We start from the raw sequence: 13,117 nt of genomic DNA on the forward strand, positions 1-13,117 counted from the left end.
ATAAGGATGTCTTCACCTGCTGTACAACCTCTATCGTTTCTCGATTTTATATATCGATGACAAGTACTCGCGTTTTTCCTAAGTATCATTGATATAATATGTCCGATTGAAAGGAGCGACTATTTGATATGGTTAGTTGGTTCAGCATTTTTCCAAGAAATAAATGGTTGAGTATCTATGTATGGATTATATTTTGCTTATTGCCATTCTTTTTCATTTTTAGGTCATCGTCACCATTGGAAATCTCAATCGGTATTACTTTAATGCTATTATATTTTTTATCATACATGTTCTCTTACAAGGCTAAAAATAGTGGGCTTGTCTATATGTGGGTCAGCTTTGAAATTGTCATAAATATTCTCATGACCCTGTTATTTGGTTATGTGTATTTGGCTATCTTTACAGCATTTTTTATCGGGAACATTCGCAATCCAGTCGGTTTCTATATTATTTACGGTCTGCATATCGCATTCACTGTGGGGGCGATTGTTGCGGGGTTTTTCATAGAAATTGGTCTGTTCCTTCCGCAAATTCATTTTATCCTCGTATCCGTTCTTGGAACTGTGCTGCTTCCTTTCAATCTCTTTTATAGAAATAAGCAGATCAATCTAGAAGGGCAGCTGGAGCATGCAAACGAGCGGATTTCAGAATTGACTGTACTGGAAGAACGAGAACGGATATCTAGGGATTTACACGATATTCTCGGTCAAAAGCTGTCATTAATCGGATTGAAGAGTGATTTAGCAGGACGGTTGGTTTTCCGCGATCCGCAGGCTGCAGAAAAAGAGCTGCGAGATATCAGGCAAACCGCCAGTACCGCATTGCGTGAAGTGCGGGAGCTTGTTGCTGATATTCGTGCAGAGAAGCTTGACAATGAACTGGTCAGGACAAAGCAGATGTTCAAAGCAGCTGAAATGAAATTAACAGTTGAAGGCGACTTTTCTTCGGGACAGGTACCAGCAATCGTTGAAAGCGTAATGAGTATGTGTTTGAAGGAAGCAGTAACGAATGTGGTGAAGCACAGTGGTGGTACAGCTTGCCGGATTACGTTTAAAGAAACACCAAATGAATATGTCCTCACTGTCGAGGATAACGGTATTGGAATCAATCATGAAGGAAAAGTAGAATCTGGAAGTGGGTTGAGGGGGATGCGGGAGCGGTTAGAATTTGTGAATGGCAGTCTCCACATTGAGGGTGGAAAAGGGACAAAGCTTACAATTCACGTACCTGTAGTTCTTACACATATCATGAAGGAGGTTGATTGATATGATTCGCATTGTCATTGCCGAAGATCAGGGGATGATGCTCGGAGCCCTTGGTTCATTGTTGAATATGGAGCAAGATATGGAAGTTGTCGGACAGGCACGGAATGGGGAAGAAGCAGTTAGGCTCGTAAAAGAGCTTGAACCCGATGTCTGTGTCATGGATATTGAAATGCCAGTCAAAACAGGACTGGAAGCAGCACAAGAACTAAAAGGGGCTTCTAGTAAAATCATCATTTTGACCACATTTGCGAGGGCCGGATATTTTGATCGTGCCCGAAAAGCTGGAGTCCGGGGCTATTTATTGAAGGATAGTCCCATTGAAGAGTTGGTTTCTTCTATCCGTTTAATCATGGATGGAAGGCGGATGTACGCTCCCGAATTGGTAGACATTGCCTATGGTGACGATGATTATATGGAGAATCCTTTGACTGAACGTGAAAGTGAAGTTCTCTCTCTTGTCGCAGAAGGAAAAACAACAAAAGAGATTGCGAAGGAGTTATATTTGACGCCAGGTACGATCCGAAATTATATATCTTCCATTCTTGAAAAGCTCAATGTTGGTAATCGGATTGAAGCCATTGCCAGGTTCAAGGAAAAGGGATGGTTTAAATAGGGGGCAGTTCTCTTCGCTCAAGAAGGCAGTTAACCATTGAAACGGGTGACTGCCTTCTTGTTTGTTTTTAGGAACAGACGGCAGGGCGACTGACTAAGCCGTTATTCCCGTTGGATTTAAATGACGTTTTCTTTATGAAGCAATTTCTCGATTTCCTCCTTTGTTACTGGAGGGCTGTAAAGGTAGCCCTGCCCAATTTGGCAGCCATTTAGAATAAGGAAATTTGCTTGTTCTTCTGTTTCGATGCCCTCAGCAATTAATCCGAAATTCAAATTGCTTCCCATTTCAATAATTGTTTTGACTAAAGAGGCAGTGTTTGCATTAGTCATCATTTTTTGGATGAAAGATTTATCAATTTTGATGACATCAATCGGCAGGCTGCTCAGGACACTTAAAGAAGAGTATCCGGTACCGAAATCATCAATGGATACTTTAATGCCAATGTTTTTCAGTTTGCTTATTATTGCAAACGATTGGTTGATCTTCTGCATAACACTTTCGGTGATTTCAAGCTCCAGATATTTAGGAGGCAGCAAATTTTGACTCAATGTTTCATTGATCAATTCGATGAATTGTTGATCCTCAAATTGCAAAGCCGAGACATTTACGGCAATTTTTATCCGAATTCCTGTACTTTGCCAGAGCTTGATTTGCTTGCATGCTTCTCGGATGACCCATTTTCCAATCGGTATAATCATGCCGTTCGTTTCGGCAACGGGAATAAATTCGTATGGAGAAATTATCCCCAATTCTGGATGTTTCCAACGAAGCAGTGCTTCTACTCCAATGATACGCTTACTTTTCAAATGTACTTGAGGCTGATAATACAATTCAAATTCATTATTCCGGAGGGCCTTTTTCAACCCATGCTCTATTTTTATTTTTCGATCATGGAATTCATCATCTTCACGTACGAAAAATTGAAAGTTATTATATCCACTTTTTTGAGCCAAATGCATTGCCTTATAGGCGTTTTTCATCAGAGTGCCTACATCCTTGCCATCATCTGGATATATGCTGATACCGATACTGACTGTTGTGAAAAATTCCTTTTCGTTCATAATGAAGGGCTCCACAAATAGTCCTAGGAGTTGTTCAGCAGCTTTTTTTACTTTCGATTCATCCGTATTCTCTATAAAAAGGATGAATTCGTCTCCGCCATATCTTGCAAGCAAGGCATTCAAAGGAGCCTTTTCAATTAATCGTTCACTAACTTTAATGAGCAACTGATCCCCGAGTTGATGTCCCAGTACATCATTGATGACCTTGAATCTATCCAAATCCAGGAACATAACTGCAAGCTGTTGGTTTTTTTTTTCATTACGCATAATAGCACCCTGTAAAGTGTTTTGAAACTTCATTCGGTTTGGGATTCCGGTTAATTGGTCATAATAGGCCATGTAATGCATTTTTGTTTCGTGGGTCCTTCGTTCTCTCAATGATAGGGTGTGCATCAAGCTTATGATAATGATGTTGATGATAACGATTCCAATTAGTATAGAATTTGTTCCAATAAAGAATTCCCAATTCTTTGGCTGGACAACCTGATGAGGGATTACATAGATTGTCATTGATTTCATTGCGAAATAGTAGGCGGTGTATACTCCAAGAGATAATATGAGCGCAGCAGGTATATGAAAAAGGGAGAAAGTTTCCTTGATTGTTTTTGTGAACAAAGAGCCTGAAATAAATGACAGTCCGATTGCAGACGCAATAGAGATGACAACTAGCAAATAATTATATTCAATGAATAAGTTTGTAACAATTCCATATGTGCCGCTATAATGCATGATTATAATGCCCGTACCTAGCAGAACAGAAGCAGGAGCTAGAGTTGAAAAAGTGGTCTCTTTTTTGAATGTGAAAAAATAAAAGGCAGCATATGACAGAGCCATCGTGGCACAAAGCGAAAATAGCAATATCGGGCCATTGTAAATAACTTCATTTTCAGACTTCAGAGATAGCGATGAAATAAAGTGCATGGACCAAAGGCTGATTCCCATCGTCAAGGCGCTTGCTGTAAGCCAAAGCTTTCTCATTTTTTTCGTTTTTACCCTGTGAACCCTTCTTAATAAATCCAATGTTATGAAACATGAGAATATGGAAATGACACTGGAAATGAGTACAATAGAGTAGTTGTATACGAATGTGATTTCCACCATAAATAAAACCCTCGTTCCAACTGATTTAGATAAATAACCATTTAAGTTTTTTATCGGCTTTTATCGAATTTTGTAAAGTGAAATGTCTTTATTTAAAAATAAAATAGGAGATTCAACATTTTGGTGAAAATTGTTTGCTCTTTTATGCGAATAAGAAAATCTCATATATAATAGGAGTATATAAGTTGAAATAACGGCCTGGTTGGCCTGAATTAAATGGCGGGTTCAAAAGACCCGCTTTATTAAGGGGACGAATCGCATGATATTGAGCAAGACGGAGTCTCGCGAAGGACAGGTGAAGACCGGACAAATTACGACATTCGTTGCGGATATGATGGCGCTTTTTAAAGGGATTGTACTAATTGCCAACGTGCTGCCCGTTTTTATAGGCTTCTGGTTAGCGCTGGTTTTTACCAATATTTCCTTTTCCGTGAACGTGAATTTGTTTTTTCTGACAATCATTGGCAGCACACTTGTCATGGCTGGTGCGCTTGTCCTGAACAACTGGTATGAAGTTGATTTGGATACTGCCATGGACAGGACTCAAATACGCCCTACCGTTACTGGGAGGATTTCGCTGAAAGCAGCCTTGATACTTGGGATAGTATTAAGCATCATTGGATTTGTTTTTTTGGCTTTCACAACGTGGGAAGCCGTTCTTTATGCGTTTATTGGATGGTTTACGTATGTGATTATGTATACGATGTGGACAAAACGCAAATATACCTTCAATACGATTGTGGGGAGCATTTCTGGAGCTGTTACACCGTTGATTGGATGGGCCGCGGTTGCTTCTGTCAACCACATTGTTCCTATTGTTCTGTTTATGATTTTATTCATTTGGCAAATGCCGCATACTTTTGCAATTGCGATGAAAAGGCATGATGAATATAAAGCGGCGGGAGTGGCGATGCTTCCTGTCATCCGCGGGTTTGAGATGACAAAGCGCCAAATGTTTGTTTATGTCGCTTGTCTGTTGCCCTTTCCTTTCTTTTTGGCACCGCTTGGCACAGCATTCATTATTGTTTCAACTTTAATGAACTTAGCATGGCTTGGACTGGTGATTAGGGGATTTTTTGTAAAAGATGATATTAAATGGGCACGGATCAATTTTGTAGTTTCAGTCAACTATATTGCAATTATTTTTATTATGATGTTTTTAGTGACTTTGTAAACTGGAGGAGTTGTTTGAACTCCTCTTTTTTCATGCAATTATAGCAGGTATAATGGAATGAATAGTAAGTGAAGGGGTTTTTTGCAATGTCTCAAGACTTTTTTGACCAAATGCAGAAGGGGACGGCTGTCATCTTAAATGAGGTTCAAAGAAAGGCAGTGCTTCAGACCGAAGGGCCGCTTCTTCTGCTTGCTTCGCCAGGTTCGGGAAAAACAACGACCATTATTATGCGAATTGGATACCTTATTCAGCAGAAGAAGGTTCCTCCTGCCCGGATAAAAGCGGTAACCTTTAGTAGGGCTTCGGCCACTGATATGAAAGAGCGTTTTAAACAATTTTTTCCAGAACTTCCTCCGGTAGATTTTTCTACGATTCATAGTCTTGCCTTTGAAACTGTACGGGAGCAATTATACAAGGAACGGGTCGATTACCAGATTATTGAGGGGAATACGGAAAATGGACTGCATAAGAAGTTGATTTTGCGCAAGCTGTTTGAATCTGTTGTTAGTGAGACAATGACAGACGATCAACTGGAAGAGCTTATGACCTATATCAGTTTTATAAAAAATAAAATGATTGCTCAGGATGAGTGGCCGTCGGTTAAATGCACTGTTCCAAAGGCAGTAAAGATTTTACAGAGGTACGAAAAATTCAAGCAGACAGGTCATCACAAGTTGTTGCTGGATTTTGACGACATGCTGACAATGGCAAATGATATTTTTGAGAATGAGAAAGAGCTTCTGATGAAATATCAAAGCCGATACGATTACATATTGACGGATGAGAGCCAAGATACATCATTGGTACAGCATAAAATCGTTGAAAAACTGACAAGGGAACATGGCAATCTTTGTGTGGTGGCTGACGATGATCAATCCATTTACAGCTGGAGGGGGGCAGAGCCGTCTTATTTGCTGGATTTCAAGAAGGCTTATCCGAGTGCAGAAGTTTTGTTTATGGAGCAGAATTACCGTTCTTCTAAGGAGATCGTAGAAACTGCAAACAATTTTATCAAGCAAAACAAAAAACGGTATGCCAAAAATATGTTCACGAAAAATCTCTCGTCAAAGCCTATTGTATTTAAAAAATTTTCAGATTACAAGTTGCAGGTAAAATATTTGGTGAAAGAAATCAGGGATGAAGAAAGTTTGTCGGATATTGCGGTATTGTATCGGAACAATGCTTCTTCCATCGCATTGATGAATGAATTTGACCGGGCGGGCATCCCTTTTTTCATGAAAGATGCTGACAATCGCTTTTTCTCTCATTGGGTCGTTGGCGATATCCTAAATTTTATGCGGATGACTTTTACGGATAAAAGACCGGATATTTTAGAGAAAATCCACACAAAACTTAATGGTTATATTACAAAAAAACAGATGATGGCTCTAAAGCAGATCAAAAATAATGAATCTGTTTTTGATAATCTTCTCAACCACGTTCCATTGAAAGATTATCAGGTGGAAAAGCTGAAGGATAACAAAGATACCTTTCGTCAAATGAAAGAAATGCCACCGCTTCATGCGATCCATGTTATTAGGGATCGGCTGGGATACGAGAAGGCATTGGAGAACATGTGTGAGCGCTTGGGATTCCGAAAAGAATATCTCCTGGGGATTTTAAATACTTTGGAAGAAATCGCTCAGGACCTCGAAACAATGGAAGAGTTTGCCGCGCGATTAAAACATTTAGAAGAAAAACTAAAAACATCCAAATTCAAGAAGGATGAAAATGCAGTGACCTTCTCCACTTTTCACAGTGCGAAGGGATTGGAGTTTGATAAAGTGTACATGATTGACTTAGTTGACGGTGTCATCCCATCATCCGAGGACAAAAAGGGAGACATAGAAGAGGCTGTGCGCTTGTTTTATGTCGGTATGACCCGAGCAAAAAGGCACTTGGAATTGATTTCATATCAACAAAGAGATGGGGCGAAAACAATGGAATCCCAATTTGTCAGCGACGTCTGGAACATCATGAACCCATCGAAGGAAATCGTCATTCAAGGACGGGAACTAAAAGAAAAAACAAAGCCAGTTGAGGCTAATCCAAATGCTATTTTTGATATGGCCAACCTCCAAAAAGGAATGCCCGTAAAGCATAGAGTATTTGGAGAGGGCAGTATCAAATCACTCAGCGAAGAAACGATTCGGATTCAGTTCTCTAAGCAGGAAAAATCTCTTTCTATTAAAATGTGTTTGGAACGTGGTTTGCTGGAGCCTGTTTGAGAAAGGGAGTGTGAGCCTTACTCGGGGGATATGAGAAGGAAAAGTGCCTGTTGGGCGGGGTTGCTCCATATGGGCGGCATGATGTAAGGGGAAATTTAAATATGTCAAGGGTTAGAGCAACATTCATCAGTAAAAAACCCTTATGAAGAAGGTCTCTCAGCAATTCACTGAATTGCTGAGAGACCTTTTCTGTTCCTCTTATTTAGTAATTGATATGTATTTCGGCTTCTCAATAAGCTTTTTGATACATTTAATGGGAGTTAATTTTATTTACTAAGTATGTATACATTTATAGGGTTTATTTGTGATTTCAATACAAAAATAAGATTTATAAATAAAAATTCTTTTTTATTATATATACTTAGTATATACTGTGTAGTGAGATTGAACGGGAGGGAACGAGATGATTAAAGTTAGCCAGCTCAAAAAGGAATTTATACAAGGGCAAGAGAAAACACAAGTATTGAAAGGTGTTGATTTGCATATTGAAGAAGGAGAATTCGTGGCTATAATGGGCCCAAGCGGCTCTGGTAAAAGCACTTTACTTCAATTGCTAGGAGGGCTTGATGTACCCACCGATGGGGAAATACAAATAGAACATCATTCAATAAACCAAATGAAGGAAAAGGAAAGAACAATATTCCGGAGAAAAAAACTTGGTTTTGTTTTTCAAAATTATCAATTACTGCCTAATTTAACTGTTGAAGAAAATATTGCCTTCCCTCTTCATGCAGATGGAAAATTGACAAATGAAAAAAGTAGATGGATCCATGAATTGATCGATTCTGTAGGATTAACGGGTTTAAATTGTAAGCGAGCCAATCTGCTTAGTGGAGGTCAGCAGCAACGTGTGGCTATAGCTCGAGCACTTGTGAATAATCCGACTGTTTTATTAGCTGATGAACCTACAGGGAATTTAGACAGGGCAAGGGCAGAAGAAATCCTTGGTCTACTGTCAATGTTCCATCGTAATCACAAACAAACCATTGTGATGGTTACACATGATATTTTCGCAGCTGGTTTTGCAGATCGTATCATACTTTTTAGAGATGGGATTATCGATCAAGTTATATCTAGGAAGGATAGTGACTATGCTAAATATTTGGCGAATTTCATGGCGTAATGTAACACAAAACAAAAAAAGGTTTTTCTTTACATTACTTGCGATAATACTAGGGACGTCCTTTTTAACATCTATGTTGATTGCTGACAAAACAACCAATGACGTTTTTGAATACTATGAGCAAATGTATGTCGCTAATGCAGATTATTGGGTTTTAAGTGATGAACATACCTATCCAGAAAAGATGGTCTCATCTATTCAAAAGGATCCCGCTGTCACTCATACACTGCTTGCCCTTGATAAACAAGCTTTCTTTGAGCTTGAAGGTGATCATTCTTTAAATGAAAGATCTGTACGAATTACAGGAGTAAATGATCAAAACAGCCCCTTGCTGGAACTGCTGGTTATTGAAGGTAGCTTAGATAATGAGGGAGTAGTTATACCAAAGGCTGTTGCCGATTTATTAGAGGTCGGGGTTGGAGACTGGATTGGGTTTACCGATATGGGAGAAGCAAAGGTATCGGCCATTGTTGAGTACACGCAATTACTTGCAAGTCCTAGTAATTGGGAACGTGCTGAATCAACAAGTTTTCGCATTATGGCCCCGCTAGATATGTTAAGAGATTGGACAGGGAAGAATGATGAGATTTCCTATATGCGTTTTCAAGTCGAAGGTGACGGCACGAAGCTCTTTGACTCTTTTCAACAGAAGTTTAGTGGGTCTAGTGTATACATAGAGCCTGTTGTAGCAGATGATCTCCAAAGCAACGATATAGGTGGCCTTTATACCTTTTTCTACTTAATAGCTGGGTTGTCAATGTTTATTAGTGGATTTATTGTTTTTAATATGATTTATACAAGTGTTATAGAAAGAAAAAAAGAATTTGCAATAATGAAAAGCTTGGGTTATACAAAAAGTTCTGTTTCTAAGCTGGTATTGATTGAAATGATGCTTTTAGCTTTGATTGGTACAGCTGTTGGAGTACCGATTGGTATATGGCTTGGAGACCTGTTTATGAAAGCTCTGTTAAGTGTATTTGAATTTGATATGGTCTACAAGTTAAATTGGAAGCTTCCAACGATGATGGCGATCATCATAGGTTTGTTATTCCCTGTAGTCTTTTCATTATTTCCTATTTATAGTGCAGGTAAAACATCCATTTTATTGTCATTAAAAATGCCGAATAAAACGGCCACATCATCCAGCTGGTATCTTCTTAGAGCCATTGTTGGTACGATACTTTTATGCTTTGTGTTTATAGATCATCCAGTTTCATATGTAGCTATATTAATAGGGGTTATTTTATTATTCCCTCTACTATTATTGGGTTTAAGTAAAATGATAAAGCCTATTTTTAAATCACTGTTTAATTACCCCGGCACTATGGCTACAAAAAATCTCTTGCAGCAATTAAACCGTAATGCTAATACAGCTGCTATTCTAGCTGTTGGAATATCGGTTATATTGTTACTGGGGGCGGCGGTAGAATCAGCTCCTAAAGGGTATGAAAAAGAGATTAGAAATACATATGGGGGGGATTTGAGAGTTACTTCTGAGGTACCATGGTCTTCAGAAGACATAGCAAAAATATCTTCTTATCATGATGTTACAAGTGTTGAAATGTTAACCGAAGCAACTCCGATTACTTGGGAAACAAGTAATGGAATAAGTAGACAATTTTCCGTTATTTCTGTAAGCGAAAATGGCCCCTCATTATTTGCAGAACATCGCGAAAATGATGTATACAAAAAGTTAAAACAGAAGCCTTCTGTGTTGCTTGGTGAACGCGCATTTGAAGAATGGGGTGGAAATGTTGGACAAAGTATTCTAATGAATACTCCAAATGGTAAACAACGATTTGAAGTTATTGACGTTGTTAAGACATCACATTATTCTGGTTATGTCGCATTTATGGACAGTATCTACTTGACTGACGATTTTGGATGGAAAAATAGCTTTGATTTGCTTTTGACAGTAAACAATAAAGCGGATGATTCAATCCGTGACCAGTTATGGTCTGATTTTGGGGAACATATTTCAAAGGTTCAAACGGTTGAAGACGAAATTGAATCCACTACATCGGCCATTTCAGGGATGAATAAACTTATTCTAATTTTATTGTTTATGATTATTGGATTAGCTAGTATTGGTACAGCCAATACGCTCTTGATGAATACTTTAGAACGCATATCCGAAATTGGAACAATGCGAGCACTTGGTTTTACGAAACAACAAGTTACAAATATGATATTAGCAGAGGGGATACTCATTGGCTTTTCAGGAGTAATAGGAGGCATTGTAACAGGTATCATTTTCATATATGCAACAAGTAAATCTCAGTTGATGGAAGGGTTTATGTCGTTTCAATTACCTTCCAGTAATATGATATCAGCAATAATTGCAGGTGTTTTGCTAAGTCTCTGTGCAGCCTGGATTTCCAGTAAAAGTGCGAGTAGAATAGATATTCAATCATCGCTCAAAGAAGGTTGATAAGTTGTCAGTAAAATATGGTATCTTAACGTTATTATTCCGTCAAAAACATCATGGATACGAATTGAAATTAGAATTGGATTCTTTGCTTGGAATTAAAGGGAAAATTAATCCAGGTCAGATTTATACCACTCTAGACCGCTTAGTACGTGATCAACTTGTCTCATCACCAGGATTAGATGATCAAGAAAGAAAATTGTTTGAGTTAAAACCCAAAGGGAAAAAAGAATTAGAAAAATGGTTACTGGAACCTGTGCCCAATTATACAACAAAAGAGGATTTCTTTTTTAAATGGAGTTGTGCCCGTAAAATTTGTTTTGACCAGGAAAAGCAAATGCTTGAACAGCAAAAAACGATGATTATTAATGAAGTGATGGAATTAACTAAATTAAAGACGGAATTATTATTGAAGGGTGACGAAAATAAATATTTATTAATTGCGGGGATATTACTGCATTTAGAAGCAGATTTAAACTGGATAAATCAGGTTGAAAAGCGAAACAGTTAAAGTAGCAGAGGATCCTCAATTCTAAAAAGCTCTACCGTAGCCTGTCATTCATTATTTAAAAAATGCCACAATCTTTTTTCTAAGAAGGTGGCATTTTCTTTTTTAACTTTGAAATTCGACTTATGTTTGTTTCCTAAGACTACATATCACACTTTTTCACGCAACGGCATAGCTTTGAAAAGTTTAGGCTTCGTTTCCGATATGAAGATAGCTAGCAGGATTAAAGCTGCTCCAACGGCCATTTTGAATGTGATGACTTCTCCCAACACTGCAATGGATAAAACCATTCCCCAAAATGATTCCGTTGAGAGGATGATAGCCGCTTTTGTTTCCGAAATGAATTTTTGCGCCATCGTTTGCAATAAAAAGGCAGTAGCTGTACCAAAGATTCCAAGATAAACCAATGAGAAAACAGCTCCGTTCACTACTGGTACAGCCGCCTCTCCTCTGACTAGCAGGATAATAAACCCCAAAACAGCAGCGGTAAGAAGTTGAACAATTGTTAATTGAATCGGGTTCTCGTTTTTTACAAATTTTGCTGTATAAATGATATGAAATGCAAACACAATCGCGCAGAGGAAAGAGAGAATGTCCCCTATATTCAGTTCTGCTGAGACTCTTAGCGACAAAAATGCGATCCCCAACATGGCCAATACGGCTCCCGTGACTTCGAATTTATCCAGCCGTTTCTTATAAATAGCCCAGCCAAGCAAGGGAACAATCACCACATTGACTGCAGTCAAAAAAGCATTTTTAGAAGGCGTAGTGAACTCCAGGCCCACTGTTTGCAAGGCGAAGGCTACATATAAAATACTGCCCAGAAGAGCTCCTTTAAAGATCGTTTCTTTTTTGACACCCTTCATTTTTTTATAAAAAACCAGCCCTAATATGACGCCGCCAATCAAAAATCTGATCGCCATATTCTGATAAGCCGAATAGTAATCCAATGAAATCGATGTGACCACAAAGCCGCTTCCCCAAATGAAGGCTGTAAAAATAAGAGCAATTTCTCCAATATATTTACGCATAAATTTCCTCCGAAAACCAAATGTTCAAAAAAATAAAACACAGCTTCCGTCCAACAGTGGATAGAAGCTGTCTTTAAAAATAAAGACCTACCTCATATCGTATTATAAATACAAAATAAAAAAAAGCCTTTCAACCAATTTTTATTGAGTTGAGGTACATTTTCAAGCTAAAAAGCAATATGAAAATCAGTCCTGTCGCAAAGTAGATGAGGCCTGTAATGGTTATACCCATACCTTCCCATCCCATTACGATGGCAAAGCCAGCTACAAACATCCAAAGCCCGAGTAAAAGAAGGAAGACAGAAATGGATAAGGCCATTCGTTTTTTATCAAAGATGAGGGTGAGAGAGAAAAGGATTGTCAGAACTATTAAGATAAGTATTCGTAGATCTACCAGAGCAGACACAGCGTCACCCCTTTTAACCTTATTCGGCAGAAGTCTCCGACTTCTGAAAGCATATAGGTATTTATTCCAGTTCAAAAGCCGGCTGAATAAAGTTACTGCCCCCGGCGGATGTCACAGATTTTCAGAGGAAATTTATCGAGCGGGGCTCGATAAAATCTGGGCGCAAATACGCCAAAGCG

The 13,117-nt window shown here is 38.6% G+C and carries 10 protein-coding genes; 7 read left to right on the forward strand and 3 right to left on the reverse strand.

Features of this window, described 5'->3' with window-relative positions; genetic code table 11:
* Positions 1 to 128: 128 nt before the first annotated feature.
* The gene (locus tag H9631_RS06525; protein WP_191811128.1) at positions 129 to 1,265 is read left to right on the forward strand and encodes a sensor histidine kinase; all 1,137 of its coding nucleotides are present in this window, start codon (positions 129 to 131) and stop codon (positions 1,263 to 1,265) included.
* Position 1,266: 1 nt separating this feature from the next.
* The gene (locus H9631_RS06530; protein WP_191811130.1) at positions 1,267 to 1,878 is read left to right on the forward strand and encodes a response regulator transcription factor; all 612 of its coding nucleotides are present in this window, start codon (positions 1,267 to 1,269) and stop codon (positions 1,876 to 1,878) included.
* A gap of 116 nt (positions 1,879 to 1,994) precedes the next feature.
* Here the strand turns inward: H9631_RS06530 and H9631_RS06535 are convergent, their stop codons facing one another.
* Positions 1,995 to 4,040 carry a bifunctional diguanylate cyclase/phosphodiesterase gene (locus tag H9631_RS06535; RefSeq protein WP_191811132.1) on the reverse strand — a complete coding sequence of 682 codons (2,046 nt, stop codon included), beginning with the start codon at positions 4,038 to 4,040 and terminating at the stop codon, positions 1,995 to 1,997.
* Positions 4,041 to 4,299: 259 nt separating this feature from the next.
* Here H9631_RS06535 and cyoE point away from each other — a divergent pair, with 259 nt between their 5' ends.
* From cyoE to H9631_RS06560, 5 genes are all read left to right on the forward strand, one after another.
* Entirely contained in the window at positions 4,300 to 5,214 is a 915-nt protein-coding gene (gene cyoE, locus H9631_RS06540; RefSeq protein WP_191811134.1) for a heme o synthase, read from the forward strand.
* A gap of 86 nt (positions 5,215 to 5,300) precedes the next feature.
* Positions 5,301 to 7,442, forward strand: a complete 2,142-nt coding sequence (locus tag H9631_RS06545; protein WP_191811136.1) for an ATP-dependent helicase — start codon at positions 5,301 to 5,303, stop codon at positions 7,440 to 7,442.
* Between the two features lie 403 nt (positions 7,443 to 7,845).
* The gene (locus tag H9631_RS06550; protein WP_191811138.1) at positions 7,846 to 8,565 is read left to right on the forward strand and encodes an ABC transporter ATP-binding protein; all 720 of its coding nucleotides are present in this window, start codon (positions 7,846 to 7,848) and stop codon (positions 8,563 to 8,565) included.
* Positions 8,534 to 10,996, forward strand: coding sequence for an ABC transporter permease (locus H9631_RS06555; RefSeq protein WP_191811140.1), 2,463 nt, complete (start codon positions 8,534 to 8,536; stop codon positions 10,994 to 10,996). The genes H9631_RS06550 and H9631_RS06555 overlap by 32 nt, the downstream gene beginning before the upstream one ends.
* 4 nt (positions 10,997 to 11,000) lie before the next feature.
* The gene (locus H9631_RS06560) at positions 11,001 to 11,504 is read left to right on the forward strand and encodes a PadR family transcriptional regulator (protein WP_191811142.1); all 504 of its coding nucleotides are present in this window, start codon (positions 11,001 to 11,003) and stop codon (positions 11,502 to 11,504) included.
* A gap of 146 nt (positions 11,505 to 11,650) precedes the next feature.
* Here the strand turns inward: H9631_RS06560 and H9631_RS06565 are convergent, their stop codons facing one another.
* Positions 11,651 to 12,532, reverse strand: a complete 882-nt coding sequence (locus H9631_RS06565) for a DMT family transporter (protein WP_191811144.1) — start codon at positions 12,530 to 12,532, stop codon at positions 11,651 to 11,653.
* Positions 12,533 to 12,662: 130 nt separating this feature from the next.
* Complete coding sequence (locus H9631_RS06570) at positions 12,663 to 12,938, reverse strand: hypothetical protein (RefSeq protein ID WP_191811146.1); 276 nt, start codon at positions 12,936 to 12,938, stop codon at positions 12,663 to 12,665.
* Positions 12,939 to 13,117: the final 179 nt, after the last annotated feature.

Source organism: Bacillus norwichensis (assembly GCF_014836955.1).
In the GTDB taxonomy this organism is placed as follows: domain Bacteria; phylum Bacillota; class Bacilli; order Bacillales; family Bacillaceae_C; genus Siminovitchia; species Siminovitchia norwichensis.